Below are 25,279 nucleotides of genomic sequence, written 5' to 3'. Positions count from 1 at the left end.
CCTGTTCTCTGGGCGAATTCAGGTTTGCGCCTTGCTCAACGTTGAATACAGGCGATGGCAAGACCGGCCATCGCGTTTGGCCTGATAAAGGGCCAAGTCCGCTGCGTGAAGAATGTCGGCGGCGTTGGGGCTTTTGAATTGCGTGGACAAGGCAGTGCCAATACTGACCGAGATGGTACAGAGCTGATTCTGGAACAACATCGGTTCGTTCAACCTTGAAATCAGACGCCCTGCGATGGAGAACAGGGTATCTTCGCGTGTCAGGTCTTTAAAAACAATTACAAACTCATCCCCGCCAACCCGGGCAACAGTATCATTGTTTCGTGTCTCCTCCTGCATGATGCGGGCGGCCTCCTTTAAGACGAAGTCACCAGCCGCATGACCCAGCTTGTCATTCACGGCTTTGAAAAAGTCCAAATCCAGATGCATTAACGCGAAGGTGGAATTTCCCGAAACCAAATGCTCGAGCAAGTGGTCCATTGCTCTGCGGTTCTTCAATCCGGTCAAAGTGTCGGTATAGGCCTGCTCTTCGGCTTCCAGCATCGCCCCCTGTAGCCGAAGGTTGAGAGAGCGGGATGCCTCCATCGCGGCGGATTTGGCTTCGACCAGATACAACAGCTCAATCGCGAGATCCGTGCCCGAGAAATCTGCACTTGTCAGCGCATAGTCCCGCACCGCATCCAATATTGAAATACCAAATGACAGATTGATGACCGCGCCGCCGGAATGCGGCAAAGGAGCGACCAACCCTTTGAGGGTTGTGCGGGGTTCATCATGAAACCTCAGGTGCAACTTCGCCCCCGCCATTGACATCAAGGCGGGAACGGTTGTGATCGTTCTGGGACGGATCAGTTCAAACACATCCAGAAAACCCTGCCCCACCAGCGGCAATTCAGGTCGCAACTTTTGCAAGGTCGGACCCGCTTGCTGAATATGCCCGTTTTGGTCCACCAACAGGAACATCGGGCAAAGCGTTTCCAGAAGACCAGCCAGTTCTTGGGTATCTGTCATCCGTTCCGAGCCCCCAGATCAAAATGCCGCCCCTCAGCAAAAGCGCTTTCAACCAACATGATGGAAATGACGTCACTACCTTGCTGCTGCCCCTCGTGTGACAGCATCACCAGCGCACCATAGTCATCCGCCATTGCGCGCAGGACCCCAACCATGACATTGGAATATCCCGGCAGGCCCCGGAAGCAACTCAGCTGAAATTCCGTGGCTGACAGCTCTCTCAATTCCACGGCTGGCAGGGTCAAATCAGACACGGCCAGCCGCACGCGATCCGCCAGATCGTCGAGCGAATGAAGAAATTCCACGTAGCTGACGCCGCCAAACCTGAGAAGACGTCGCAATCCTTCCATATTCGGGTGCGACACGAGATACGTCCCTAGGTCCTCGAAAACTTCGGCTTGCGGCCGATCAAGGTCGGCACTCAGCGCCTCCATTACCTGGGACGTCATGTCATCGTCATAGACGAGCATGGCTTCAAACTCGACAAACTCCAGCCTTGCAGCTTCGGTCACGCGCAACCAGCAGGATCGCCCGTAGGTCGCACAGACAAAGGACTGTATCGCCCGATTGATCAGACCATGCATGAAATGCCCCAGATTGGTGTTCTTTGCACTGTGGCCCGAAAAATCTTAACAAATAGCCAAAATCCACCCTGAGTTGTAGCGAATGCAACCGAGTATCAGTTCGATATCACCTGTCCGGTCAGAAATCAGTGGGCGCGCCGCCTTCCGATTTGCGACGTTCGACAAATGCGGCCAGTTCCTCGCGAATACCTTCATCCATCGGAGGGGGCTCAAAGCTTGAGATGATCTCCTTGAACATGTGATGCGCGCGTTCTGCCGTCCAGATACCGCCAGCGGCCTCCCATCCTTCATAGTTTTTCCAGTCACTCAGGAAGGGTTGATAGAACGCCGTGGTATAGCGATCCTGGGTATGCTGAATACCAAAGAAATGACCGTCATTACCGACCGACCTGATCGCATCCAATGCAATCTCGTCCGGCCCTGTGGCGGTCAACTCGGGGTTCATATAGCGTTGAATTTGCTGTAGGATTTCGCAGTCCATGATGAACTTTTCCGGGCTGGCGATCAGACCGCCCTCAAGCCAACCGGCTGCGTGGTAAACCATATTGGTGCCCGATTGCACGGCTGCCCAAAGAGAATTCGAAGTCTCCCACACCGACTGCCCGTCCGGCACATTTGCCGCGCAAACACCCGAAGACCGCATGGGCAAACCATAGAACCGCGCCATCTGGCCGGTCATCTGGGTCGAACGCATGTATTCCGGCGTTCCAAAGGCGGGCGCACCGGATTTCATATCCACGTTCGACGTGAAGGTACCGATCACACAAGGGATACCTGGACGCACATATTGGAACAGCGCAATAGCACATAGCGCCTCGGCCAGGGACTGCGCCACTGCGCCTGCCATAGTTACAGGTGCCATGGCCCCGGCCAGCGTAAAGGGTGTGACTACAATCGCTTGTCCCCGCCGCGCCAGGCGCAAGCATCCGTCTATCATCGGGTGATCGTGTTTCAGCGGCGAGGTTGAGTTGATATTGGTGTACATGCGCGGCGCGGCTTCGAACTCTTCGTGGCTCAAACCGCCTGCAATGCGCACCATTTCCATGACATCTTCGACACGTTCCTTGCCCAGCGAATAGGCGTGCATCGCCTTGTCAGTCAGGGTCAGCTTGTCGTACAGCACGTCCAGATGGCGGACGCTGGCGTGGATATCGACCGGCTCGACCGGGTATCCGCCGGCGAAATGGATACAGTTGAAGTACTGTGTCAGCTTCAGAAGATTCCGGCACATCTCGCGATTGCCCGGCACTTTTTTCCCGATCTCCATGTCCCAGTAGTTCGGCGGGGAAGAGACGTTGCCGAACAGGATGTTCTTCCCGCCAATTTCGATCTTGCGATCCAGATTGCGAGGGGTGATTGAAAACTGGCTGGGAGCCTTGGCAAGCATCTCCATGACAAAGTCGCGGCCCATACGGACATTGTCGCCGTCGATGGTGCAACCGGCTTCGCGCAGGATGCCTATTGCCTCTTCGTTGTAAAACTCGATCCCGATCTCTTCGAGGATGCGCATCGCCCCTTCATGGATCGCTTCGATTCCGGCCTGATCCAAAGGTTCTGTGGGTCGATCGATACTGACCGGCGGGTCCCAGGGCATCTGGTCAATCGCTGCACTGCCCCTGCGCGCAGCCGCCCCTGCACGCCCTCCTCCGCGGCGTTTGCGTGTCTTGGTGTCGGCCATCGGTGCCTCCTGTTCTTGCTTTCGTCAAGCAAGACCCGAAGAGACGCCTATGGCCGCTCCGTCTGCGACAGAATATGTCGGTTTTTCATTCCGTTTTGCCGAATCCCGGATTTGAAAATTAAATTTTGGCCAACCATTCGGGAATATGTCCGATATCCGGCAAAATCACATCCGCCATCGGTGCCAATGCATCGGCCTCGGCCAAACCAGTCAAAACACCGATCGTGGTCATCCCCGCCGCACGCCCGGCCTGCAAGTCATGAAGGCTGTCGCCGACCATCGCGATACGAGATGGCTCGACCCCGATATGCGCGGCAAACGCCAGCAACTGGCCCGGTCCCGGCTTGAACCCGTGACCACTGTCATACCCGGCGACGAAATCGAAATGCCCTCTTATCCCGACAGATTCGAGATGCTGCAAAGCGGGATGTTCACTGTCATTCGTCGCAACGCCCAGCTTTATTCCGGCATTATGCAGACCTTCCAGGAAAGGAACCAATGGAACGGCGGGCACCTGCGGGGCCGAGGCGGCCTCGGAGTTCATCAAATCGATGATCTCCTGCAAGGTCACGCCATCGACATGGGCAACCAGAACCCCTGCGATTTCTTCGACCGTAGCAGCGATGACAATGCTGTCTTCGGTATACTTCTCTTGAGCGAAATCATATCCTATGACACGGCCAAGATCGGTCGCGCGATCTTCGTCCCCGTTGGACAGGCGCAACAGCATGGAGCGTCCGAACCCTCCCCAAGTATTTGCAAAATCAAACAGCGTGCCATCTTTGTCAAAGATGATCGCATCTATCGGCATCCGGTGCTCCTGCGGAAAAATATGGTTATGTCCAGTGTACCTCAGCGCCGCCGGACAATACCGCCCTTGCCTGGGCGGGAAGATCATAGGCGAGTGAATTGGCGTCACAAAACGCCATGACCCACGAATCGTCAAGCACCAGAAAATCAAGAACCGACGCCAGAAACTCGGGATCGCTTGCCCGATCGCGTGCATCCTCGATCGATGCACCTGTGGAGCCCAGAAAAACAGGCAAAAGCTCGTCATTGCTGACCAGCCAGGCCAGGGCAGTCAACGCAAGAGTTTCGGCGGAATCGGAGGATATCGGCATAAACTTGGGTCAGATTCGGTCTTGGAAAGGGTTTGTTAACCAGACTCATAAACACTTTGTTCACGCATGCAATCAACGGTGAACAACTATGTCTGTGCAGGGAACCATCCTTGTCCTCGACGGGGTATCAACCAATCGCATTATGCTGAAGGTACAGCTGACAGCGGCCTGGTATCACGTAGTGCAGGGTGAAAAGCTTGAAGGGTTGCCCGCACTCGTGCGCCGTACGCAACCTGATCTGGTTCTGACGGCCCAGACGTTGCCGGACGGAACGGCTGCGGATGTGAAGAGGGCGATTGTGAAGGAGCCCGGCCTTGATGACGTCCCGGTCGTGGCGCTTGCCGCGCAAAATGACCGGGACGCCCGTTTGCGGGCACTGAAGGATGGGCTGGACGATGTGTTGACACACCCGTTCAAAGACACCTTGCTGTTGGCGCGCATTCGCAGCCTATTGCGTGCGCGTGCAGTCACCCAGGACCTGCAGGCCAGCAACGGATCGCAACCAATTGGCTTCGCAGAACCAGCCCCAACGATCATCAGACCGTCCAAAGCGGCGCGGGTTGATATTCTGACCCATACGGCCCGAACCGGCGCGCTTTGGCAAAAGGCCCTGGATGATCAACGTCAATTTGATTTGAACTGGCATCTTCAGTCAAACCTGCGGGGTGTATTGTCCGGGTCTGTTCCTGATGCGATCGTGGTTGAGCTGGGGTCGAACCCGTCCGACCTGAATATCCTTGCCGACCTGAGATCACGTGCTGTTACTCGGCATACAGTGTTGATCGGGGTGCTGAAAGACGAAGACGCCGGACAGGCTTCGGAAGCTCTGGACCGAGGGGCCTATGCCGTCTGTCTCGGCGGGTTCTGCGCGCAGGAGATTCTGCTGCGGCTGGAAAACCAGATTGCCCGCAAAGCGCGGCTGGATCAAATGCGGGTCTCTCTCAAAAGAGGCATCGCGGAATCCTGGATCGACCCGTTGACCGGGTTGCACAATCGCCGCTACGCCATGCGAGCACTGGATCAGATCGCGCGCCAATCCGCCAGAACGGGGCGCAGCTTTGCGATCATGCTGGCCGATCTGGATCACTTCAAGGCAATCAATGATGGACATGGCCATGCAAGCGGCGATTACGTTTTGACGCAAGCGGCGGAACGTATGCAAAATGCCTTGGGGTCCCGCGGCTTTGTCGCTCGCATCGGGGGTGAAGAGTTCATGATCGGTGCGCCGGATGTGTCGCTCAAACAGGCGTTGAACCTGGCCGAAACCATTTGTGACAGCATCTGCCAGGCCCCGTTCCTGTTGCCCGATCAGGGGGCACAAGTTGAAGTAACGGTCAGTATCGGGTTGAAGTTGTCTCAGCCCGGTTTCACCCGGCAAGACTGTGCAGCCGAGAACGTGGAAAACCTGATAAAGTCCGCAGACAAAGCACTTTATGCCGCGAAGAAAGCAGGACGTAATCAGGTGAGTATCAGGCAAAGCGCCGCCTGATCTGTTCAATCTCTTTTCTTGTGCCCGTGCGGCCCCCGTCGGACAACCTCCTGCAATCGGTCCGCATAGGCCTGCCGTTCATCGTCACTCATGGCCGTCACGCGCGCCAGCCATTGCGCTTGCAGGGCTTGTTGCAAATTGGCGGTGGCCTGCGCTTGCTGTTTCAACAGAACCTGGACTGCGACCGGGTCAAAGGGCTTTGCGCGCAACGCCTGACTCAGCACTTCAAAATCCTGAGTGCGACCCTTGGACCCTGTTTTGTACAAGCCCGACAATTCGGCTCGCATCGCCTTTCGATCGTCCTTGGGTAGGGCGCGGTACAAAGCCGGACCAAAGCCAGGCGGCGCTTTGGCATGGTCCCCACCCTTGAGGCGCAGCACTGTTCCAACAGCGACACCCGCAATCAGCAGGTTCAGCGCCAGTGACACGACCAGGAAGACAGGCATCCACCTGCGTTTGGGCTTGGGATCAGCATTCATTCCGTGCTCTCCAGAAAACTCGAGTCAAATCCAAGGTCCGCCACCAGGAAGGGTGTCTCTTCCGACGTCAGCAGATTGGCCGGATCAGGCAGAAAGGTTGGCGCGGAAAACCCGATCCAGACACCCGCAGCACTTGCGGCGACAAGCCCGCCAAGGCCCTGCCATCCTCCTACATTGCTTATCAACCTGTTCCATATCGAAGGTTTCGGGCGCGGCGCAGGCGCAAGGCGACTGAGGCGAACAGTTTCAGCATCTGTCTGGATTCGCACAGCAAGATCGTCCGGAAGTGCCGGTCGCTGCCGCTGTGCCTGTGCAAACAAATGATCCAGTTGCAGGTCTTCATCCGCCATTTTCATACCCCAGTTCTTCTCGTCGTCCGGCCAAAATCGCGGTCAGGCTTCGCTTGCCTCTTGCGGTCAGGCTTTCAACTGCTTCTACCGAAATGCCCATGATCCCGGCAATTTCGGGGTTGGGCAGCTCTTCAATATGGCGCAGCACGACCGCTTGTCGCTGCCGTTCGGGCAACTCGGCCAAAGCCGACTGCAAGGCATCCTTGCGCGCCTCATCCTGCATACGTTCAACCACGCTGGCTTTGCCGTCTTCAGGTTCGGGAACGTCCGACAACCTGTCGGGTGTCTTCTTGCGCCTTATGTCCACACACAGGTTCAACGTCACCCGATACAGCCAGGTCGAAACCTTGGCCTGACCCGACACCCAATCCGGCGCCATCTGCCATAATCGCATCATCGCATCCTGCGTCACGTCTTCCGCCTCGGCCCGATTACCCAACATGCGCAATGCAACCGAGTAACAGCGTGGCCCCAAACGATCGGTCAGGATCCGCGCAGCCCCCGCCTCGCCGTCGGCAAATTGCCTCAGCAACGCATCGTCGCTGAGTGTGCTCGCGGCGCAATCCGCACCGCGAGCGTCTTGTTGGTGGGAGGTCAGGTCCTCCATCCTGCATCAGTTATCGCTTGCGTTCGACTTGTGATGCTTTTTCTTTTGGTGCCGTCCCATCCGGTCTTTGGCATCGGCAAATTCCTGTTCCGAGATTCCGCCACTGTTGTCCGCATCCATCCGATCAAACATCTTGTCAGCCCGGCGCGGTTTCGGCAACTCATCCTGACTCAGGAAGCCATCTTTGTTCGCGTCGTTGTTTTCAAACATCCTGGCAACCCGATCGCTTGCTTTCTTTTGGGCAGCGGCCTGCATTTCTTCCTGGCTCAGCTGTCCATCACCATTGGTGTCTGCCTCTGTGAAACGCGCAGCGCGATGCGCCTCCATCTCCTGTTGCGTCACCTGGCCATCGCCATTGGCGTCCAGTTCCTGAAAGGACACCGGCTCACGGCCACCCGGGCCAGCGGCCAGAACAGAAGTACCGGTAATCGCAACCGCTGACATAACAATGGCCGAGATGAATGTAACGTTTTTCATTTCCGTTTCCTTTTGTTGACGCGGCCCGAGTGCCGCCGCTCATACCCATTCAAACGGACTGTGCCGGGATTTCCGTCGCTGAACCCGGTATGTTTTTTTGAAAGGTCCGGAATCACCCTGAGCCGACGTGCCAGGCAGGCGTTGCAAAGCGACGCACCCCCCTTTTAAATCCGCACGATCAGGCCCATTATCCGGCAAAGATTAATGCGCGAGTTATATTATGACGGATCAGACGATCGAGACGACCACCGAAGATGAGCGTGAAACATGGCCCGCCCTGATCAAAGGGTTTCGCTGCAAATGCCCCAACTGTGGGGAAGGAAAGCTGCTGCACAGCTATCTCAAGGTCAATGATTCCTGCTCGAACTGCGGGCAGGAACTGTTTCATCATCGCGCTGATGACGGGCCTGCCTACCTGACAATCCTGCTGGTGGGCCATTTGCTGGCGCCGGCTCTGCACGTGTCCTATGTTCATTGGCGGCCCGATCCGTGGACAATGGCCATTGGCTTCTCCATCGCTTGCGTTGCCCTGTCCCTGTTCCTGTTGCCGCGCCTGAAAGGTGCCGTGGTGGCGTATCAGTGGGCGCGTCGCATGCATGGCTTTGAAAAATCCGCGTGAACCGAACCAGTTGATCAGTTTGGACATGACACCTGACAAATCCGCCATCCGGGACGCAGCGACTGTTATCGTACTGCGGGACAGATGGGAAAACCCAACGATCCTTATGGGTCAGCGTGGGTCCAAGGCGGCCTTCATGCCGAATAAGTTCGTATTTCCCGGTGGCGCGGTTGATCCGGCTGACGCGGATGTTCCCTTGGCAACGGACTTGCCGGATTTGTGTTTTGAACGTTTGGGCGAACAGGCTAAGCCACAGGTTCAACACGCCCTCGCCGCTGCCGCCATACGCGAGCTTTGGGAAGAAACTGGCCTTGTTCTCGGCCAGCCGGGTGCCTGGCCCGGGCATGTTACTGCCGATTGGCAGAGCTTTGCCGCATTGGGTTACCTGCCAACTGCGGCGGCACTTCAGTTCGTCTTTCGCGCGGTAACTCCACCGGGTCGTCCCCGCCGGTTCGATGCGCGGTTCTTTCTGGTCGACGCCGAAGCTCTGCAAGGTGATGTGGATGATTTCAGTCACGCCTCGGATGAACTGTCGCACCTGCAATGGGTGCCACTGGATCGGGCACGGGATCTGGATCTGCCGTTTATCACCGAGGTCGTTCTGGCGGAAATCGCGGCCCGGGTTACGTCCCCCGAGCCGCCATCGTCGGTTCCATTCTACAAAAACAACGAAGAAGCCAACCTGTTCCTGCGTCTCAGGGGCTATCCGATGCCAACCCACGACTGACGGATCGGTTTCACCGCATCCGGCTGATCACCACCGTCACTTCGGGCTTTTTGCCAATCTCGGCTTTGGCTGTCTGCCGCACGATGCGGCGCATTTCGTCTTCCAGCTTGTCGTCGTCGCGCAGGGTCTTGGCAGCAGCCCGCATCAGGAACTGGTTCAAGTCCTCTTCCAACACTTCGATCAAAGCAGCGCGCGAGGTTCCGGTTTCGGGCAGGCCCATGGTATCGCACCATGGCTCACCCAACGGTTCGTCTTCTTCGTCCAGAACAACCGTCACCGTAACATGGCCGTTTAGAGCCATACGGATGCGATCCCGCACCACACCATCAAGGGCACCGATTTTCACTGTACCGTCCAGATAGGTACGACCGGTTTCGACATAGTCGACGACCACCGGTTCATTGCCGCTGAGGTCCAGCATGGTGCCATTCACTGCCAGCACTCCGGTTCTACCGCCCTGCTCTGCCAGCTTGACGTGCTCGCGCAAATGGCGGTGCTCACCATGCATCGGGATAACAATTTGCGGGTCGGTCAGTGCGTGCACTTTCTCAAGATCTGGCCGGTTGGCATGGCCTGAGACATGATAGAGGCCTGAACTGTCGTCGACGACATCCACGCCCTTCTCGCTGAGCTGGTTCATGATGAAGATCACGCCCCGCTCGTTCCCGGGAATGGTCTTCGAGGAAAACAGGAACAAATCGCCCTCGGCCAGTTCCAGACCACGGTACTTGCCACGGGCCAGTTGGGCGCTTGCGGCCCGTCGTTCCCCCTGGCTGCCGGTCACGATCAGCATCAGGTTCTGACGCGGAAGATCCAGAGCTTCCTCGGCGCTGATCACCTTTGGGAAATCCGCAAGAATACCCGTTTCGGTCGCGGCTTCGATCATCCGGCGCATTGCGCGACCCAACAGAACGACTGAACGCCCGGCCTGTGCACCCGCTTCGGCCAGCGTTTTGACCCGCGCGACGTTTGAGGCAAAGGTGGTTGCCACGACCATGCCTTCCGCGCCTTCGACCAGCTTGACGATCTCGGGGCCAACTTCGGATTCTGAACGTCCCGGATGGGTAGAAAACACATTCGTACTGTCACAGACCAGCGCCTTGACGCCGGGCTTGGCGACCTCGGCCCACAGGTCAGGATCAAAAGCCTCGCCCACGACTGGGGCCGCATCGAGCTTGAAGTCGCCCGAATGCACAACACGCCCCGCGGGTGTATCGATGACCAGTGCGGCACTTTCGGGAATCGAGTGCGAAACCGGAAGGAAGCCAACCGTGAACGGCCCGACGGAAACCTGTTCAGGCCAGGCGGAAGCGGTCGTCACCGCCTCGGTCGGGTGCGCGTTTTCTTCCATCTTGCGTCGCGCAATATTGGCCGTGAAGGCCCGCGCATAGACCGGTGCACCCAAGGCTTCATAACAATGGGCCACGGCGCCGACATGGTCTTCATGGGCGTGCGTGATGAAAACACCGTCCAACCGGTCGGCACGCTCTTTCAGCCATGAGATATCGGCATAGATAAGGTCAACGCCCGGCGTTGTATCCATATCAGGAAAAGTCACCCCCAGATCCACAAGGATCAGGCGCTCCTTCTCCGGTTCACCATAGCCATAAACATAGGCGTTCATGCCAATTTCGCCTGCGCCACCCAGCGGCAGGTAGATCAATCTTTCACTGCTCATATGGAGCCATTATCCTTGTTGTAGCGATGGATCACGGTCAGCCCGTGCATCGTCAGATCATCTTCGATTGCGTCGAACCCCACGTCGGCCTGATCGAACAAGGGGGCCAGCCCTCCGGTTCCAACGACTTTCATCGGCATTCCGTACTCATCCTTGATCCGGGCGATCAGCCCCTCGATCAGACCAGAATATCCCCAATACACGCCCGACTGGATACAACCAACCGTATTCGTTCCGATCACCTTGTCCGGTCGGGTGATATCGATATGCGGCAGTGCTGCCGCGCCCTGGTGCAAGGCCTCAAGGCTCAGGTTTACACCTGGGGCGATTATACCACCCACATAGGCACCATCGGCAGCGACGACGTCGAAATTCGTTGCAGTACCGAAATCCACGACAACTACATTGCCGCCATGACGATCAAAAGCGCCAACAGCATTGGCCAGTCGATCCGGACCGGGCACTGTCCCTTCATCCACACGAGGCGGAACAGGCAACAGGCAATCGGGTTTACCCACGACCAATGGTCGGCAGCCAAAAAAACGATCGGCGAAGATGCGCAGGTTGAACACCACACGCGGCACGGTCGAGGCGATGATCACGTCGGTGATGTCCGCTTCGATCCCGTAATGCTTCACCAGCGTCGAGTACCAGGTGAAATACGCGTCTGCAGTGCGCGCGTGGTGGGTCGAGGTGCGCAGGGTGCACAGGAATTCCTCACCGTCCCAGATCGAGAAAACGGTATTGGTATTGCCGCAATCGATGGCCAGAAGCATCTGCGCCCCTCTCAGAAAAAGACATCCGCCGCAGGAATGCTCACGCGGCCCTTGGCGGTGTTTAAGACAAGGTTACCGCTTGCGTCCACCGTTTCGAAGGTCCCAACCGTTTCTGACGTTCCGGTACGAGCGGTGATAACCTCGCCCAAACGGGCCGCCCGGGACAGCCAGGCAGTGCGGATCGGCTCGAACCCGTAGGTAACGAATTGGGTTTCGTAGTTGGCGTAGGCCGCGGCCAGTTCAGTCAAAAAGTCCTCGGGCGAGACATGCGCACCGGTTTCCGACAACAGTGAAACGGGGCGGAGCGCGCCGGGTTCCACAGCGTCGGGGTCGGGGGCAGTTGCCAGATTCACGCCGATGCCGATGGACAAATGCGCTACACCACGCCCCTGCCCCGTGCTTTCCAGCAGAATACCGGCGAGCTTGCCACCATTGAGCAAGACATCATTGGGCCATTTCAGAGACAGACCTGCTGCCCGCCCTGTAACAGCCACGCAAGCGTCAAACAGGGCTAGCGCAGCCACGAAACTGCGCAAGGCCGCCTGATCCGGCGCGCCCTGAGGGCGCATCAGCAAGGTCGCTGCCAGATTGCCCATCGGGTTGGCCCAGTTTCGTCCGCGCCGCCCACGCGCTGCCGTCTGATGATGCGCCATGATCCAGACGGGGCCACGGGCATTCGGAGCAATCCGCGCCGCTTCATTCAGCGTACTGTCGACTTCCTGCACTTCGTGCAGGCCATAACCTTGGGGCCACTTGGTCATATCAAAAAGGCTCGGTCGCGCGACCGAGCCCCTCTTTCCGGTTGTGCAAAACGTTCAGTTGACAAGCGTGGCCGCCGCGGCTGCTGCCGCGCCCTCGACGCCGAACTGATAGAAGATACCGATCAGCATCAGGGCTGCAGACCCCATCAATGCCACCCACAGAACAGGGGTCGACCGGGTTTCGATTGGCTCTTCGTTCTCGGCCCCGAAATACATGTAGAACACGATCCGCAGGTAATAGAAGGCACCGATAACCGAAGCGATGGCTGAGACGATCACAAGCCCGGTTAAACCAGCACTGACACCGGCCTGCCAGACACCGAACTTCGCGAAGAAACCAAGCATCGGAGGCACACCTGCGAGGCTGAACATCAGGATCAGAACAGCCAGTGCCTTGCCCGGATCACGTTTTGAATACTGGCGCAGCGCGTCGATATCGGTGATGGGTTTGCCGTCACGTTCCATCATCAGAATGAAGGCGAAGGTGCCGATATTCATGGTCACGTAGATGGCAAGATACATCAGCATCGCCTTGATACCCAGCTCGGTACCGGCGGCCAGACCAATCAGCGCATAGCCCATATGGGCGATGGACGAAAACGCCATCAGACGCTTGATATCGCGCTGTCCAATAGCTGCCACGGCACCCAGCAACATCGACAGGACAGATAGCAGGACAATCACTTGCTGCCAGTCTTTGACAATGCCGCCGAACGCGTCATGCAACAGGCGCGCGAACAACGCCATCGCCGCAACCTTGGGCGCCGTGGCAAAGAAGGCCGTGATCGGCGTAGGCGAACCTTCATAAACGTCCGGTGTCCACATATGAAACGGAACGGCCGAGACCTTGAAGGCCAGACCCGAGATCAGGAAGATCAGGCCAAACAGCAGACCAAGCGAAACATCGCCATGGTGAACTGTCTGGATGATGCCCGAGAACAACGTAGTACCGGTGAAGCCATAGACCAGCGACGCACCATAGAGCAGCAGACCCGAGCTCAGCGCCCCCAGCACGAAATACTTCAGACCTGCCTCGGTCGATTTCGCACTGTCACGACGCAGTGCCGCCACGACATAGAGAGACAGCGATTGCAGCTCGAGGCCCATATACAAGGACATCAGATCGCCTGCGCTGACCATCATCATCATACCCACGGCGGCCAGTGCCACCAGCAACGGGTATTCAAATCGCAGCAGATCACGGCGTGCCATGTATTCCTGGCTCATGACCAGAACGGCTCCCGCCGACAGCAGGATGGCCACCTTGGCAAAACGGGCAAAGCCGTCATCGACGAACATGCCGTTGAAGGCGACGTTTGTACCCTCACCCTGAGTCGCAATCCAGATTGCCAGAAGGGCCATAAGACCTGCCGTGGTCCAGACAAGCAGAGGCGCCAACCCGTCCTTTGTCGTGTAGACAGCCCCCAGCAGCGCCGCCATCGCATAAAGCGCCAGAACGATTTCCGGCAGGATAATTGTCAGATCAGCCTGGATCATTTCTCCAAAGCTCCCTTAATGCGAAGCGGCTGTCTGGGTCGCAGCCTCGGCCGCGGCCAGAGCCGTGTCATAGTTCGAAATCAGCGCCGCTGTGGAGTGCCCGATCACATCGGTCACCAGCGACGGGTAGACACCCAGCAGGATGGTCATCACGATCAGCGGGGCGAAGATCAGCCGCTCTCGGGCGCTCATGTCAGTCATCGCCTTCAGGCTTTCCTTGATCAGATCGCCAAAGACCACGCGACGGTACAGCCACAGTGCATACCCAGCCGAGAAGATCACACCGGTCGCGGCCACTGCCGCTACCCAGGTGTTGACCTGGAATGCGCCCATCAGGGTCAGGAACTCGCCGATGAACCCGGATGTACCCGGCAGTCCCACATTGGCCATGGTGAACAGCATGAAGACCAGCGCGTATGCGGGCATCCGGATGACCAGACCGCCATAAGCCTCGATGTCGCGGGTGTGCATCCGGTCATAGATCACGCCGACACACAGGAAGAGCGCGGCCGAAATGAACCCGTGACTGAGCATCTGAAAGATCGCGCCATCGATGCCCTGCTGGTTCGCCGCGAAAATACCCATGGTCACAAAGCCCATATGCGCGACCGAGGAATACGCGATCAGCTTTTTCATATCCTCCTGCACCAACGCCACAAGCGAGGTATAGACCACGGCAATCGCTGACATCCACAGCACCAGATCGGTCATCACTGCTGAACCCACCGGGAACATCGGCAGGCTGAACCGCAGGAAACCATAGCCGCCCATTTTCAAAAGGATCGCGGCCAGTACGACCGATCCCGCCGTGGGCGCCTGAACGTGGGCATCCGGTAGCCAGGTGTGCACCGGCCACATCGGCATTTTCACCGCGAACGAGGCAAAGAATGCCAGGAACATCAGGGTCTGCATGCCGCCGACAACATAGATACCCAGCACACTGAAGCCCTCGGACGAGAACTGGTGCGTCATCAGCGCGGCAATGTCCGTAGTGCCCGCATCGGCATACATCGCGACCATGGCCACCAGCATCAGAACCGAGCCAAGGAAGGTGTAAAGGAAGAACTTGAAGCTGGCGTAGATCCGGTCTTTGCCACCCCAGATACCGATGATCAGGAACATCGGGATCAGGCCCGCTTCGAAGAACAGATAGAACAGCACCAGATCAAGCGCCATGAAGACGCCCAGCATCAGGGTCTCCAGCAGCAGGAAGGCAACCATATATTCCTTGACGCGATCCGTCACGTTCCAGCTGGCCAGAATGGTCAGCGGCATGATGAAGGTGGTCAGCAGGACGAACAGAACACTGATGCCATCAACGCCCAACTTGTACTGGAGGCCCATCAGCCACTCACCCTCTTCCACCATCTGGAAGCCGGGATTCGACGAGTCAAAGCCGGTATAGATGCCGATGGAAACCAGGAAGGTCACCGTGGTCGCCAGCAAAGCAATCCACTTGGCGTTCCGCTGTGCGGCCGCATCGTCACCCTGCAGGAACAAGGCCAGAATGCCTGCTGCAATGGCGGGGATAAACGTGACGATCGAAAGGATATAGTCCATTACTGGGCCCCTCCGCCGATCGTCATCCAGGTCACAAGGGCCGCTATGCCCAACACCATCCAGAAGGCATAGGTAAAGATGTACCCGGTCTGCGCCTTGCCGGCGAGGCGGGTGAAGAAGGGAACAACGCCCATAGCTACTCCGTTCAGGAAGCCATCGATTGTGTTGCCGTCACCGCGTTTCCACAGGAAGCGGCCAAGCGCCAAAGTGGGTTTGACGAAGACAGCGTCATAGATTTCGTCGAAATACCACTTGTTCAGCAGGAACAGGTAAAGCGGATGTTGATTTGCAGCCAGACGCGCCGGCAGCGATGTGTTCACGATGTAGAACCAGTAGGCCACGACAAAGCCCAGCAACATGGCGACAAACGGTGATACCTTGACCCAATTCGGAGCTGCGTGCGCTTCGTCCAGAACATGGTTGTCCGGCGCCATATAAAGCGCACCCTCACCCGGTTTGCCCGCGAACACATAGTGGTGGTCACTGCCATGCGCGTCTTTCTCGCCATGTTCTGCATTGTCGGTATGGCCGTCGTCTGCGTGGCTTTCATCGGCATGGCTGTCTTCATCGTGTGAAGCATCCGCCGCAGCATGATCACCGGCCTCAGCATGTTCTGACGCTTCTGCCACCGGAATACCGTAGAATTTGCCGACCTTGTCCGCATGGCCGAAGAAATTGCCGTACCAGATCATCCCGGCAAACACCGCACCCAGTGACAACACGCCCAAAGGCACCAGCATGGTCATCGGGCTTTCATGTGCGTGGTCGTGGGTGTGCTTGTCCCCACGCGGTTTGCCGTAGAAGGTCAGGAAGATCAGACGCCAGCTGTAGAACGAGGTGAACATCGCCGCGATCACCAGCATCCAGAAGGCATAGCCAGTGCCGCCAGCATACGCGCTTTCGATAATCGCGTCTTTCGACAGGAACCCGGCAAAACCGATCGTGGTAAGCGGAATGCCGACACCCGTGATGGCCAACGTACCGATCATCATCGCCCAGAACGTGTACGGGATTTTCTTCCGCAACCCGCCATACTCGGTCATTTCCTGCTCGTGATGCATGGCGTGGATCACCGACCCCGCGCCGAGGAACAACAGCGCTTTGAAGAAAGCATGGGTCAGCAGGTGGAACATCGCGGCTGAATACATGCCGACACCGGCGGCAACGAACATGTACCCCAGCTGAGAACAGGTCGAATAGGCGATGACGCGTTTGATATCGGTCTGAACCAGACCCACGGTTGCCGCAAAGAACGCTGTCGAGGCCCCAAGGAAGGTGATGAACCCGGTCGCGCCCGGTGCGAACTCCATCAGCGGCGACATGCGGCAGACGAGGAACACGCCAGCAGTTACCATGGTGGCGGCGTGGATCAGGGCCGACACAGGCGTCGGGCCTTCCATCGCATCCGGTAACCAGGTGTGCAGGATCAGCTGCGCCGACTTACCCATAGCACCGATGAACAGCAGGACGCAGATCACTTCGATGGCGGTCCATTCGCCCCACAGGAAGTGCAGTTTTTCCTCTGCTAGCGCGGGGGCTGACGCAAAGATATCCGAGAAATTGATGCTGTCGGTCAAGAAGAACAGCGCAAAAATGCCCAGAGCGAAGCCAAAGTCACCCACTCGGTTCACGATGAACGCTTTCATCGCCGCCGCATTGGCCGACGGTTTGCGGTAATAGAAGCCGATCAACAAGTAGGACGCGACGCCCACGCCTTCCCAGCCAAAGAACATCTGAACAAGGTTGTCCGCTGTCACCAGCATCAGCATCGCAAAGGTAAAGAAGGACAGATAAGCAAAAAAGCGCGGCTTATAGCTTTCGCCCTCACGCCACTGCGGGTCGTGATCCATGTAGCCAAAGGAATAGAGGTGCACCAGCGCCGAGACGGTCGTCACCACGATCAGCATGATCGCGGTCAGCCGGTCCAGACGAATGGCCCAGCTTGTCGACAGCGAGCCGCTTTCGATCCAGCGCATGATCTCGATCTGCTGGGTTACCCCGTCGAAGGTCAAGAACACGATCCACGACAGCAAACAGGCCAGAAACAGCAGGCCCGTTGCCGTCCACATGGCAGCTTTCTCGCCAATGAACTTCCAGCCGAACCCGCAGAGCAGCGCGCCCACCAGCGGGGCAAAGAGGATGGTGGTTTCCATAGTTCTCTTAGCCCTTCATCATATTGACGTCTTCAACCGCGATGGTGCCACGGTTGCGGAAGAAGCAGACCAGAATGGCCAGACCAATCGCTGCCTCGGCCGCCGCAACGGTCAGCACGAACAGGGTGAATACCTGCCCGACCAGATCACCGAGGAAGCTGGAAAACGCCACGAGGTTGATATTCACCGCCAGCAGCATCAGCTCGATGCTCATCAGCAGGATGATGACGTTCTTGCGGTTCAGGAAGAGACCGAAGATGCCGATGACGAACAGCGTCGCCGCGACCGTAAGATAGTGTTCAAGTCCGATCATGGTCTCAAAGTCCCTGCCCCGGTTTCACGTCTTTCAGCTCCATCGCCTTGGCCGGGTCGCGCATCATCTGGCCGATGATGTCTTGACGCTTGATGTCCTTGCGGTGGCGCAGTGTCAAAACAATCGCGCCGATCATGGCCACCAGAAGGATCAGGCCCGCAAGCTGGAACAGAAGGAAGTATTGATCATAAAGGATGACGCCAAGCGCCTCGGTATTGTGGCGATCCACTGGCACCGGCTGGGCTAGATTGGCCGCCGCGCCCTGCGCGCTGTCCCATGCCCCAAAGGCCATGACGAACTGCATCAGGATAACCAGACCAATCAGCAAGGCCAGCGGCATATAGCGCGCCATCTCGGCCTTCAGCTCGGCAAAGTCCACGTCCAGCATCATCACCACGAAGAGGAACAGAACCGCGACCGCGCCGACATAGACGATGATCAGCAGCATCGCCACGAACTCGGCCCCCAGCAGCACGAACAACCCTGCCGAAGACAGGAAGGACAGGATCAGCCACAGCACCGAGTGCACCGGCTGGCGGCTGATCACCGTGAACAGCCCGCCGGTGATGGCGCTGATGGCAAACAGATAGAAGGCAAAGACGGTCATTAATCCTCATCCTCGTTGTCACCCATGACCTCTTGCGCCAGATCCAGCGCGCGAGTCATGGCCGGGATGCCGGCAAAGACCGACATCTGACCGATCGTTTCCACGATCTCTTGTTTCTTGGCACCTGCCTCAAGCGCGTGGCGCACGGTTTGACGTACCGCCGAGTCCGCCTGAGCGCCCTGACAGGTCAGCCCGGCCAGAGTCAGCAGCAGGCGCGTTTTGGCGTCCAGCCCGTCGGTGTTGACGGTGTTGCCGAACATCATCTCCATGACCTCTTTGGGCATGGTCGGCCACAGCGCCTCGAAACCCTTGGGCGAGAAGTTTTCCATCGCCGGGTTCATCGCCTTGGCCATGTCCTGAGCCTGCTTCATCATCAGCTCGAACGGGTTTGTCGGGCTGTCAGTCATCTGTACGGCGCGTCCAATTCCAGATTGCGGGCAATCTCGGCTTCCCAGCGTTCACCATTATCCAGCAGCTTTTCCTTGTCATAGAACAGCTCTTCGCGGGTTTCGGTGGCGAATTCGAAGTTCGGGCCTTCGACGATGGCATCGACCGGGCAGGCCTCCTGGCAGAAACCGCAATAGATGCATTTGGTCATGTCGATGTCATAGCGCGTGGTGCGGCGGCTGCCGTCTTCGCGCGGTTCGGCATCGATGGTTATCGCTTGGGCCGGACAAATCGCCTCGCAGAGTTTGCAAGCAATGCAGCGTTCCTCGCCATTCGGATAGCGACGCAGAGCATGCTCGCCGCGAAAACGCGGGGACAGAGGTCCCTTTTCATGTGGGTAATTGATGGTGGCCTTGGGGGCGAAGAAATACTTCAGCCCCAGTTTGAAGCCGACCCAGAAGTCTTGCAGCAAAAAGTACTTGGCGGCGCGGGTGTAGTCGATTTGGGTCATATCAGCCTCCTACGCTCCAACGGGCAAACGCGCCCCAGAACCAGTCGAATTTCGCCGCGAAGGCCACGAACACCACCCAGACCAGCGAGAATGGCAGGAAGACTTTCCAGCCCAGTCGCATCAACTGGTCATAGCGATAGCGGGGTGTGATCGCCTTGACCATTGCGAAGATGAAGAAGAAGAACGCCATCTTGGAAACCATCCACAGCACGCCATCAGGCAAGCCCGGGATCGGCGACAGCCAGCCGCCGAAGAACAGCAGCGAGGTCAGCGCGCACATCAGGAAGATTGCGATGTATTCACCGGCCATGAACAGCAGGAAGGGTGTGGCCGAGTATTCGACCTGATAACCGGCGACCAGTTCTGATTCCGCCTCGGGCAGGTCAAACGGTGGACGGTTGGTTTCAGCCAAGGCCGAGATGAAGAACAGGAACACCATTGGGAAATGCGGTAGCCAGTACCAGCTGAAGAACCCGAACGAGCCATCTTGTGCACGTACAATGTCACCGAAATTCATAGACCCGGTTGAGATGATCACGCCGATGATGATCAGGCCGATCGAAACCTCATAGGAAATCATCTGCGCAGCCGAGCGCAGCGACCCGAGGAACGGGTACTTTGAGTTCGACGCCCAACCGCCCATGATCACGCCATAAACCTCGAGCGAAGACACGGCAAAGACATAGAGTATGGCGACGTTGATATCCGACAGAACCCAGCCATCGTTGAACGGGATCACCGCCCAGGCGATCATCGCCAGAACGAAGGATGTCAGCGGCGCGAGGATAAAGACAGTCCGGTCGGCGCCCGCGGGGATCACGACCTCTTTTACCACGTATTTCAGGGCATCCGCCACCGATTGCAGCAGGCCGTAGACGCCAACCACGTTGGGGCCGCGGCGCATCTGGACAGCAGCCCAGATCTTGCGGTCTCCGTAAACAAGGAACAACAGTGAAATCATCACAAAGGCCACAACGGCAAGCACTTGCGCCAGAATGATGATGGCTATTCCGCCTGGGGTGTTAAAGAATTCAGCCATTGGTCCTCACACCGTGGGTATTCCGTTTTCCGCGTGTGATGCAAAGGCCAGATGCCTGCGCATTTTGCGGCTGGGTCGGCGCGTTGGTGTAAACAGCATCTGCCGTCATTGCGCCACCCTTAATCTTCAAATTCACACGCAATTCGGGCGCGGCCATCTGCCACCCGGCTGCCACATCTGGTTGCGATATGAAACAGGAGTGGTTCATTCAGCCGCAATCTTCTCTGACTTACGGGCCTGTGCCTGCGCCGAAAGTTCGGCCATCAACTGCGAAGCACGCGCGATTGGGTTGGTCAGATAGAAATCCCTGACCGTATTGCGGAAATTTGCCTTACCCAGAGGTCCGGCGTCCAGTGCCTGAACCTCATTCTGCGCCACTTCATCAATCCGGGCGAGATGCGGAACCACCTCGATCAGCGCAATGCGCAGTTGCGCCAGCGAATCGAAGGGCAGTGTTGCACCCAATTCGGCAGACAGGGCACGCAGGATGGCCCAGTTCTCCTTGGCGTCGCCCGGTGCGAACCCCGCGCGCATTGCCAGCTGCGGGCGACCCTCGGTATTCACGAACAGACCGTTTTCCTCGGTATAGGCTGCGCCCGGCAGAATCACATCGGCGCGGTGTGCGCCCCGGTCTCCATGACTGCCCTGATAAATAACAAAGGCACCTTCGCCAATTTCGACTTCGTCTGCACCAAGGTTGTAGATCACATCAGCGGCGCTGACGGCGTCCATGCCACCCTCGTTGGTGGCATCCACATCCATCCCCCCCACGCGCGACGCAGCAGTGTGCAGAACGATCAGACCACTTTCAGTATTGGTAGCAATGGTTTGCGCGGCAGCCAGAACAGCAGCGCCGTCAGCCTCTTGCAAGGCGCCCTGCCCGACGATGATCAAAGATGCCTTGCCTTTGATCACGTCATCACCGCCCATGTCGACGACCTTTTGCAGCGCGGCACGGTCATCACCCATATGATGATAATCGTAGGTCAAATCTGCCGCCGGACCGACCAGAGCAACCTCGGCACCATGTGCCCAGGCCTTGCGAATGCGGGCGTTGAGAACCGGCGCTTCGTCGCGCGGGTTGGTCCCGATCAGCAGGATGCGCTCGGCGCTGTCGATATCTTCGATCGCTGCGGTCCCGGCATAAGCACCACGATTGCCCGCAGGCAGCTTGGCGCCATCGGTACGGCACTCAACAACACCGCCCTGCCTTTCGATCAGCTGTTTTAGCGCAAATACCGCCTCGACGGGAGCCAGATCGCCCACGATACCGGCAGGCTTCTCGGCGCCTTTCAGGGCCTCTGCGGCTTTGGTCAGTGCCTCGGGCCAGGTGGCCCGGCGCAGTTTTCCGTTTTCACGCACATAAGGTCTATCCAGACGCTGGCGGCGCAACCCATCCCAGACAAAACGAGTTTTATCGCTGATCCATTCCTCGTTCACGCCATCATGGTTACGCGGCAGGAACCGCATCACTTCGCGCCCCTTCGTATCCACGCGGATGTTCGAACCAAGCGCATCCATCACATCAATGCTTTCGGTCTTGGTCAGTTCCCACGGACGCGCGGTAAAGGCGTAGGGCTTGGAAGTCAGCGCCCCAACCGGGCACAGATCGATGATGTTGCCCTGCAAATTCGAATCCAGAGTCTGGTTCAGATACGAGGTGATCTCGGCATCCTCGCCGCGCCCGGTCTGACCCATCTGAGTTATCCCGGCAACTTCGGTGGTGAAGCGCACGCAGCGGGTGCAGCTGATGCAGCGGGTCATTGCGGTGCCCACAAGCGGTCCCAGATCCAGATCATCGACCGCCCGCTTTGCTTCCTTGAAACGGGATCCGGACATGCCATACGCCATCGCCTGATCCTGAAGGTCGCATTCACCACCCTGATCGCAGATCGGGCAATCCAGCGGATGGTTGATCAGCAGGAACTCCATCACGCCTTCGCGGGCCTTTTTGACCATGGGTGAGTTCGTCTTGACCACCGGGGGCTGGCCCTCAGGCCCCGGACGCAGGTCACGCACCTGCATTGCGCAGGAGGCCGCAGGTTTCGGCGGCCCCCCCACAACCTCGACCAGGCACATCCGGCAATTGCCGGCAATCGACAAGCGCTCGTGGTAACAGAAGCGCGGCACTTCGACCCCGGCTTGTTCACAAGCCTGGATCAGGGTCATCGCGCCATCGACTTCGATTTCCTGTCCGTCGATATTGATCTTGCGGAGGTCAGACATGGCTCTCAATTCGCCCTCAAATAAACGCCAATAGCGCTGTTTCTTTGGATTTCTTTCTGCCCTAGAGTGCAGAACGTGTTGGGGTTGTCATAGGTCACGCCATTCGAAGCCAGATACGCCTCGCCCTTGGCGCGCATCCGGTCTTTCTCTGAATCCGAGTCGACATATGAGCGGATTTCACTGTCCGAGTACCCCAGTTTGTTCGCTTTGGACCGCAGCCCCCACATAACACTGATCGCTTTCAATCGCCGCCCGCTGATCGACGGACAGAATTCGGAGATCTCATTTGCGATGGCGATGTAATAGAGTTCGTCGTCGATCTCTTTGACATCCCTCAAGGGCGGCTTTGCTTCTGCAACAGCCGGAAACGTGATCACGGCGGCCAAGGCGAGTGTTTTTGCAAAAGACATGGTTCTTCCTTTCGTTTTGGATGTTCCAAAACGAAAGGGTCCGGTCTTGCTAGGCAATAACGGCCTGCAATCCACGTCGTGATATGCAAAAATGCGTGTCATGGCCGTTGGCATTTTCCTGCAAACGTCAATTGATCATCACTGATGCGCAGGTTTTGCGGCTCGGTATCCGGCCCCACTTTCCAATCGATCCGGGAAGATCCAAAATTCTGCACACAGAACTTGGTTCCTTCATGGCGACCGGCTTCACGCGCGCCGTCCAAGGACGCGGACGCGCCCTTCACCACAACAGTAAAGTCCGTGGGCGATGCTTTCTTGTCGACCGGCTTCGCCTTGGCCTTGAACGACTTTCCGTCGAACAGAAGACGATCTTCCGACGGCTTGATGATGCCGCAGGCGGACACGCTTGCCAGTACCAGCAGGACTACAAGGGTTTTTCGGACCGTCATATTATCCCTCTTAGTGTTCTCATCTGCCGGGTCGCCATCAGAACGCCGCCACCAATGCCATAAGCCCAATCACAAACATGCAGGCCCAGCCCAATACATACAGCACGGACCGCAGGCCACTGTTTGGCTTACCTATGCCTTTGAAGTGCACCACCAGCATCACCAAACGCGCGACCAAAGCGACAGACGCCAGAAGATTGACCCAGAACGGGCTGGCGCCCAGTAAAACCGCCGCGGTCACAACGGCCACAAACGCCGGAAGCGTTTCCGTTCCGTTCAGATAGGCCCGGTTCAGACGATAGGCCTGGTCAGAATAATCCTGCTCTGGAGTCGCCCCCGGCGCGAGGCCCTTGCCCTGCTTGGCCAGCGCTGAAAACGGGGCCAGGAACAGAACCACTAGTGTGAAAAGCACAACCGATGAAATCGCGTGGCTGTATTCTGCAAACATGTCCATCCCGTTCACTCCGCCGCCATCGCACCCATACGGCCCGATTTCTGTGCCTTGATGCGGCCTTCGATTTCTTCCCGGAAATTGCGGATCAGACCCTGGATCGGCCAGGCTGCCGCATCGCCGAGCGCGCAGATCGTGTGACCCTCGACCTGCTTTGTCACGTCAAACAGCATGTCGATCTCTTCCAGTTCAGCTTCGCCGCGCACCAGACGGTCCATGACCCGCATCATCCAACCGGTGCCTTCGCGACATGGGGTGCACTGACCACAGCTTTCATGCTTATAGAATTTCGACAGGCGCCAGATCGCCTTGATGATGTCGGTGGACTTGTCCATCACGATCACCGCTGCCGTTCCAAGCCCTGAGCCCAGATCGTTGCGCAGATAATCGAAATCCATGATCGCGTCGCGCATGTTCTCACCGCGCACACACGGAACCGAGGATCCACCGGGGATCACGGCCAGCAGATTGTCCCAGCCGCCGCGAATGCCGCCGCAATGGGTCTCGATCAGCTCCTCGAAGGAAATCGACATTGCCTCTTCCACGACGCAGGGGTTGTTCACATGGCCTGAGATCGCAAACAGCTTGGTGCCCGCGTTGTTTTGGCGACCGAAGCCAGCGAACCAGTCGGCCCCCCGGCGCAGGATGGTCGGCACGACCGCAATCGATTCCACATTGTTCACAGTTGTCGGGCAACCATACAGGCCAGCGCCTGCTGGAAACGGAGGCTTCATCCGCGGCATGCCCTTCTTGCCCTCAAGGCTTTCAATAAGGGCGGTTTCCTCGCCGCAGATATAGGCACCAGCGCCGTGATGCAGGAAGATATCAAAATCCCAACCTGAACCGGCGGCGTTCTTGCCCAGCAAGCCGGCATCATAAGCCTCATCAATCGCCGCCTGCAGCGCCTCACGCTCGCGGATATATTCGCCACGCAGGTAGATGTAACAGGTGTGGGCGTTCATCGCGAAAGACGCGATCAGGCAACCTTCGATCAGCGTATGCGGATCGTGGCGCATGATCTCTCGGTCTTTGCAGGTTCCGGGTTCGGATTCGTCCGCGTTGACCACCAGATAGGACGGGCGCCCGTCACTTTCCTTTGGCATGAATGACCATTTCAGACCGGTTGGAAAGCCCGCGCCGCCGCGACCACGCAGGCCCGAGTCTTTCATCGTCTGGATGATCCAGTCGCGCCCCTTATCAATCAGGCCAGCAGTGCCGTCCCAATGCCCGCGGGCCTGCGCACCTTTCAGCGTGCGCTCATGCATCCCGTAGATGTTGGTAAAGATCCGGTCCTGATCCTTCAGCATCGCGTGTTACCT

At 57.8% G+C, this 25,279-nt stretch carries 28 protein-coding genes; 3 read left to right on the top strand and 25 right to left on the bottom strand.

Features of this window, described 5'->3' with window-relative positions; genetic code table 11:
- Positions 1 to 18: 18 nt before the first annotated feature.
- From AC2FLP_RS01355 to AC2FLP_RS01335, 5 genes are all read right to left on the bottom strand, one after another.
- The gene (locus AC2FLP_RS01355; RefSeq protein ID WP_117868425.1) at positions 19 to 1,011 is read right to left on the bottom strand and encodes a diguanylate cyclase domain-containing protein; all 993 of its coding nucleotides are present in this window, start codon (positions 1,009 to 1,011) and stop codon (positions 19 to 21) included.
- On the bottom strand, positions 1,008 to 1,595 hold the full coding sequence (locus AC2FLP_RS01350; RefSeq protein ID WP_117868424.1) for a heme NO-binding domain-containing protein: 588 nt from the start codon (positions 1,593 to 1,595) through the stop codon (positions 1,008 to 1,010). The genes AC2FLP_RS01355 and AC2FLP_RS01350 overlap by 4 nt, the downstream gene beginning before the upstream one ends.
- A gap of 118 nt (positions 1,596 to 1,713) precedes the next feature.
- Positions 1,714 to 3,273 carry a trimethylamine methyltransferase family protein gene (locus AC2FLP_RS01345; RefSeq protein ID WP_117868423.1) on the bottom strand — a complete coding sequence of 520 codons (1,560 nt, stop codon included), beginning with the start codon at positions 3,271 to 3,273 and terminating at the stop codon, positions 1,714 to 1,716.
- Between the two features lie 118 nt (positions 3,274 to 3,391).
- Positions 3,392 to 4,084 (bottom strand): HAD family hydrolase, encoded by a 693-nt coding sequence (locus AC2FLP_RS01340; protein ID WP_496681255.1) that lies wholly within the window; start codon positions 4,082 to 4,084, stop codon positions 3,392 to 3,394.
- Between the two features lie 25 nt (positions 4,085 to 4,109).
- Complete coding sequence (locus tag AC2FLP_RS01335) at positions 4,110 to 4,394, bottom strand: DUF3572 domain-containing protein (RefSeq protein WP_117868421.1); 285 nt, start codon at positions 4,392 to 4,394, stop codon at positions 4,110 to 4,112.
- Between the two features lie 88 nt (positions 4,395 to 4,482).
- Here AC2FLP_RS01335 and AC2FLP_RS01330 point away from each other — a divergent pair, with 88 nt between their 5' ends.
- Entirely contained in the window at positions 4,483 to 5,883 is a 1,401-nt protein-coding gene (locus AC2FLP_RS01330; protein ID WP_496681259.1) for a diguanylate cyclase, read from the top strand.
- A 5-nt stretch (positions 5,884 to 5,888) separates the two neighbouring features.
- On the opposite strand, the gene AC2FLP_RS01325 is transcribed toward AC2FLP_RS01330, so the two are convergent.
- Genes AC2FLP_RS01325 through AC2FLP_RS01310 form a run of 4 tightly spaced genes read right to left on the bottom strand, consistent with a single transcriptional unit; the run spans position 5,889 to position 7,796 of the window.
- Complete coding sequence (locus AC2FLP_RS01325; RefSeq protein WP_117868419.1) at positions 5,889 to 6,362, bottom strand: periplasmic heavy metal sensor; 474 nt, start codon at positions 6,360 to 6,362, stop codon at positions 5,889 to 5,891.
- Positions 6,359 to 6,712, bottom strand: a complete 354-nt coding sequence (locus AC2FLP_RS01320) for a hypothetical protein (RefSeq protein WP_496681262.1) — start codon at positions 6,710 to 6,712, stop codon at positions 6,359 to 6,361. The genes AC2FLP_RS01325 and AC2FLP_RS01320 overlap by 4 nt, the downstream gene beginning before the upstream one ends.
- Positions 6,702 to 7,319 (bottom strand): RNA polymerase sigma factor, encoded by a 618-nt coding sequence (locus AC2FLP_RS01315; protein WP_117868418.1) that lies wholly within the window; start codon positions 7,317 to 7,319, stop codon positions 6,702 to 6,704. Before AC2FLP_RS01315 ends, AC2FLP_RS01320 begins: the two co-directional genes overlap by 11 nt.
- Positions 7,320 to 7,325: 6 nt before the next feature.
- Positions 7,326 to 7,796 carry an EF-hand domain-containing protein gene (locus AC2FLP_RS01310; protein WP_299644330.1) on the bottom strand — a complete coding sequence of 157 codons (471 nt, stop codon included), beginning with the start codon at positions 7,794 to 7,796 and terminating at the stop codon, positions 7,326 to 7,328.
- A gap of 220 nt (positions 7,797 to 8,016) precedes the next feature.
- Between AC2FLP_RS01310 and AC2FLP_RS01305 the strand changes: the two genes are divergently transcribed.
- The gene (locus tag AC2FLP_RS01305) at positions 8,017 to 8,415 is read left to right on the top strand and encodes a DUF983 domain-containing protein (protein WP_299894547.1); all 399 of its coding nucleotides are present in this window, start codon (positions 8,017 to 8,019) and stop codon (positions 8,413 to 8,415) included.
- 25 nt (positions 8,416 to 8,440) lie between these two features.
- The gene (locus AC2FLP_RS01300) at positions 8,441 to 9,142 is read left to right on the top strand and encodes an NUDIX hydrolase (RefSeq protein WP_117872634.1); all 702 of its coding nucleotides are present in this window, start codon (positions 8,441 to 8,443) and stop codon (positions 9,140 to 9,142) included.
- A gap of 10 nt (positions 9,143 to 9,152) precedes the next feature.
- Here the strand turns inward: AC2FLP_RS01300 and AC2FLP_RS01295 are convergent, their stop codons facing one another.
- The 16 genes from AC2FLP_RS01295 to nuoF form a co-directional block, all read right to left on the bottom strand.
- The gene (locus AC2FLP_RS01295) at positions 9,153 to 10,820 is read right to left on the bottom strand and encodes a ribonuclease J (protein ID WP_496681266.1); all 1,668 of its coding nucleotides are present in this window, start codon (positions 10,818 to 10,820) and stop codon (positions 9,153 to 9,155) included.
- Positions 10,817 to 11,596, bottom strand: a complete 780-nt coding sequence (locus tag AC2FLP_RS01290) for a type III pantothenate kinase (RefSeq protein WP_117868414.1) — start codon at positions 11,594 to 11,596, stop codon at positions 10,817 to 10,819. The genes AC2FLP_RS01295 and AC2FLP_RS01290 overlap by 4 nt, the downstream gene beginning before the upstream one ends.
- A gap of 11 nt (positions 11,597 to 11,607) precedes the next feature.
- Positions 11,608 to 12,357, bottom strand: coding sequence for a biotin--[acetyl-CoA-carboxylase] ligase (locus AC2FLP_RS01285; RefSeq protein ID WP_496681268.1), 750 nt, complete (start codon positions 12,355 to 12,357; stop codon positions 11,608 to 11,610).
- Between the two features lie 54 nt (positions 12,358 to 12,411).
- The gene (gene nuoN, locus AC2FLP_RS01280) at positions 12,412 to 13,854 is read right to left on the bottom strand and encodes an NADH-quinone oxidoreductase subunit NuoN (protein WP_117868412.1); all 1,443 of its coding nucleotides are present in this window, start codon (positions 13,852 to 13,854) and stop codon (positions 12,412 to 12,414) included.
- A 15-nt stretch (positions 13,855 to 13,869) separates the two neighbouring features.
- Complete coding sequence (locus tag AC2FLP_RS01275; RefSeq protein WP_496681271.1) at positions 13,870 to 15,414, bottom strand: NADH-quinone oxidoreductase subunit M; 1,545 nt, start codon at positions 15,412 to 15,414, stop codon at positions 13,870 to 13,872.
- Positions 15,414 to 17,567 carry an NADH-quinone oxidoreductase subunit L gene (gene nuoL, locus AC2FLP_RS01270; protein ID WP_299894561.1) on the bottom strand — a complete coding sequence of 718 codons (2,154 nt, stop codon included), beginning with the start codon at positions 17,565 to 17,567 and terminating at the stop codon, positions 15,414 to 15,416. Before nuoL ends, AC2FLP_RS01275 begins: the two co-directional genes overlap by 1 nt.
- A gap of 7 nt (positions 17,568 to 17,574) precedes the next feature.
- Positions 17,575 to 17,880, bottom strand: coding sequence for an NADH-quinone oxidoreductase subunit NuoK (gene nuoK / locus AC2FLP_RS01265; protein WP_005984024.1), 306 nt, complete (start codon positions 17,878 to 17,880; stop codon positions 17,575 to 17,577).
- A gap of 4 nt (positions 17,881 to 17,884) precedes the next feature.
- Positions 17,885 to 18,487, bottom strand: coding sequence for an NADH-quinone oxidoreductase subunit J (locus AC2FLP_RS01260; RefSeq protein WP_085821135.1), 603 nt, complete (start codon positions 18,485 to 18,487; stop codon positions 17,885 to 17,887).
- Positions 18,487 to 18,894 carry a carboxymuconolactone decarboxylase family protein gene (locus AC2FLP_RS01255; RefSeq protein WP_299894566.1) on the bottom strand — a complete coding sequence of 136 codons (408 nt, stop codon included), beginning with the start codon at positions 18,892 to 18,894 and terminating at the stop codon, positions 18,487 to 18,489. The genes AC2FLP_RS01260 and AC2FLP_RS01255 overlap by 1 nt, the downstream gene beginning before the upstream one ends.
- Entirely contained in the window at positions 18,891 to 19,385 is a 495-nt protein-coding gene (nuoI, locus tag AC2FLP_RS01250) for an NADH-quinone oxidoreductase subunit NuoI (RefSeq protein ID WP_299638336.1), read from the bottom strand. The genes AC2FLP_RS01255 and nuoI overlap by 4 nt, the downstream gene beginning before the upstream one ends.
- A 1-nt stretch (position 19,386) precedes the next feature.
- Positions 19,387 to 20,424, bottom strand: coding sequence for an NADH-quinone oxidoreductase subunit NuoH (gene nuoH / locus AC2FLP_RS01245; protein WP_299894569.1), 1,038 nt, complete (start codon positions 20,422 to 20,424; stop codon positions 19,387 to 19,389).
- Positions 20,425 to 20,628: 204 nt separating this feature from the next.
- Positions 20,629 to 22,650 (bottom strand): NADH-quinone oxidoreductase subunit NuoG, encoded by a 2,022-nt coding sequence (gene nuoG, locus AC2FLP_RS01240; protein ID WP_299894572.1) that lies wholly within the window; start codon positions 22,648 to 22,650, stop codon positions 20,629 to 20,631.
- A 5-nt stretch (positions 22,651 to 22,655) separates the two neighbouring features.
- The gene (locus tag AC2FLP_RS01235) at positions 22,656 to 23,060 is read right to left on the bottom strand and encodes a DUF5333 domain-containing protein (protein WP_117868404.1); all 405 of its coding nucleotides are present in this window, start codon (positions 23,058 to 23,060) and stop codon (positions 22,656 to 22,658) included.
- A 98-nt stretch (positions 23,061 to 23,158) separates the two neighbouring features.
- On the bottom strand, positions 23,159 to 23,509 hold the full coding sequence (locus AC2FLP_RS01230; protein ID WP_496681277.1) for a hypothetical protein: 351 nt from the start codon (positions 23,507 to 23,509) through the stop codon (positions 23,159 to 23,161).
- A 37-nt stretch (positions 23,510 to 23,546) separates the two neighbouring features.
- Positions 23,547 to 23,963, bottom strand: coding sequence for an MAPEG family protein (locus AC2FLP_RS01225; RefSeq protein WP_117868402.1), 417 nt, complete (start codon positions 23,961 to 23,963; stop codon positions 23,547 to 23,549).
- A gap of 5 nt (positions 23,964 to 23,968) precedes the next feature.
- Positions 23,969 to 25,267 (bottom strand): NADH-quinone oxidoreductase subunit NuoF, encoded by a 1,299-nt coding sequence (gene nuoF, locus AC2FLP_RS01220; protein ID WP_299894579.1) that lies wholly within the window; start codon positions 25,265 to 25,267, stop codon positions 23,969 to 23,971.
- Positions 25,268 to 25,279 lie beyond the last annotated feature (12 nt).

The sequence above is a fragment of the Ruegeria sp. CDSA141 genome (genome assembly GCF_059612005.1).
Note: the sequence above shows the minus strand (reverse complement) of the source record. Positions and strands in the feature narration are given on the sequence as shown.

Excerpts from the sequence above, each read along its gene's own strand:
- AC2FLP_RS01355 (WP_117868425.1), bottom strand. The coding sequence starts at position 1,011 with ATGACAGATACCCAAGAACTGGCTGGTCTTCTGGAAACGCTTTGCCCG.
- AC2FLP_RS01350 (WP_117868424.1), bottom strand. The coding sequence starts at position 1,595 with ATGCATGGTCTGATCAATCGGGCGATACAGTCCTTTGTCTGTGCGACC.
- AC2FLP_RS01345 (WP_117868423.1), bottom strand. The coding sequence starts at position 3,273 with ATGGCCGACACCAAGACACGCAAACGCCGCGGAGGAGGGCGTGCAGGG.
- AC2FLP_RS01340 (WP_496681255.1), bottom strand. The coding sequence starts at position 4,084 with ATGCCGATAGATGCGATCATCTTTGACAAAGATGGCACGCTGTTTGAT.
- AC2FLP_RS01335 (WP_117868421.1), bottom strand. The coding sequence starts at position 4,394 with ATGCCGATATCCTCCGATTCCGCCGAAACTCTTGCGTTGACTGCCCTG.
- AC2FLP_RS01330 (WP_496681259.1), top strand. The coding sequence starts at position 4,483 with ATGTCTGTGCAGGGAACCATCCTTGTCCTCGACGGGGTATCAACCAAT.
- AC2FLP_RS01325 (WP_117868419.1), bottom strand. The coding sequence starts at position 6,362 with ATGAATGCTGATCCCAAGCCCAAACGCAGGTGGATGCCTGTCTTCCTG.
- AC2FLP_RS01320 (WP_496681262.1), bottom strand. The coding sequence starts at position 6,712 with ATGGCGGATGAAGACCTGCAACTGGATCATTTGTTTGCACAGGCACAG.
- AC2FLP_RS01315 (WP_117868418.1), bottom strand. The coding sequence starts at position 7,319 with ATGGAGGACCTGACCTCCCACCAACAAGACGCTCGCGGTGCGGATTGC.
- AC2FLP_RS01310 (WP_299644330.1), bottom strand. The coding sequence starts at position 7,796 with ATGAAAAACGTTACATTCATCTCGGCCATTGTTATGTCAGCGGTTGCG.
- AC2FLP_RS01305 (WP_299894547.1), top strand. The coding sequence starts at position 8,017 with ATGACGGATCAGACGATCGAGACGACCACCGAAGATGAGCGTGAAACA.
- AC2FLP_RS01300 (WP_117872634.1), top strand. The coding sequence starts at position 8,441 with ATGACACCTGACAAATCCGCCATCCGGGACGCAGCGACTGTTATCGTA.
- AC2FLP_RS01295 (WP_496681266.1), bottom strand. The coding sequence starts at position 10,820 with ATGAGCAGTGAAAGATTGATCTACCTGCCGCTGGGTGGCGCAGGCGAA.
- AC2FLP_RS01290 (WP_117868414.1), bottom strand. The coding sequence starts at position 11,596 with ATGCTTCTGGCCATCGATTGCGGCAATACCAATACCGTTTTCTCGATC.
- AC2FLP_RS01285 (WP_496681268.1), bottom strand. The coding sequence starts at position 12,357 with ATGACCAAGTGGCCCCAAGGTTATGGCCTGCACGAAGTGCAGGAAGTC.
- nuoN (WP_117868412.1), bottom strand. The coding sequence starts at position 13,854 with ATGATCCAGGCTGATCTGACAATTATCCTGCCGGAAATCGTTCTGGCG.
- AC2FLP_RS01275 (WP_496681271.1), bottom strand. The coding sequence starts at position 15,414 with ATGGACTATATCCTTTCGATCGTCACGTTTATCCCCGCCATTGCAGCA.
- nuoL (WP_299894561.1), bottom strand. The coding sequence starts at position 17,567 with ATGGAAACCACCATCCTCTTTGCCCCGCTGGTGGGCGCGCTGCTCTGC.
- nuoK (WP_005984024.1), bottom strand. The coding sequence starts at position 17,880 with ATGATCGGACTTGAACACTATCTTACGGTCGCGGCGACGCTGTTCGTC.
- AC2FLP_RS01260 (WP_085821135.1), bottom strand. The coding sequence starts at position 18,487 with ATGACCGTCTTTGCCTTCTATCTGTTTGCCATCAGCGCCATCACCGGC.
- AC2FLP_RS01255 (WP_299894566.1), bottom strand. The coding sequence starts at position 18,894 with ATGACTGACAGCCCGACAAACCCGTTCGAGCTGATGATGAAGCAGGCT.
- nuoI (WP_299638336.1), bottom strand. The coding sequence starts at position 19,385 with ATGACCCAAATCGACTACACCCGCGCCGCCAAGTACTTTTTGCTGCAA.
- nuoH (WP_299894569.1), bottom strand. The coding sequence starts at position 20,424 with ATGGCTGAATTCTTTAACACCCCAGGCGGAATAGCCATCATCATTCTG.
- nuoG (WP_299894572.1), bottom strand. The coding sequence starts at position 22,650 with ATGTCTGACCTCCGCAAGATCAATATCGACGGACAGGAAATCGAAGTC.
- AC2FLP_RS01235 (WP_117868404.1), bottom strand. The coding sequence starts at position 23,060 with ATGTCTTTTGCAAAAACACTCGCCTTGGCCGCCGTGATCACGTTTCCG.
- AC2FLP_RS01230 (WP_496681277.1), bottom strand. The coding sequence starts at position 23,509 with ATGACGGTCCGAAAAACCCTTGTAGTCCTGCTGGTACTGGCAAGCGTG.
- AC2FLP_RS01225 (WP_117868402.1), bottom strand. The coding sequence starts at position 23,963 with ATGGACATGTTTGCAGAATACAGCCACGCGATTTCATCGGTTGTGCTT.
- nuoF (WP_299894579.1), bottom strand. The coding sequence starts at position 25,267 with ATGCTGAAGGATCAGGACCGGATCTTTACCAACATCTACGGGATGCAT.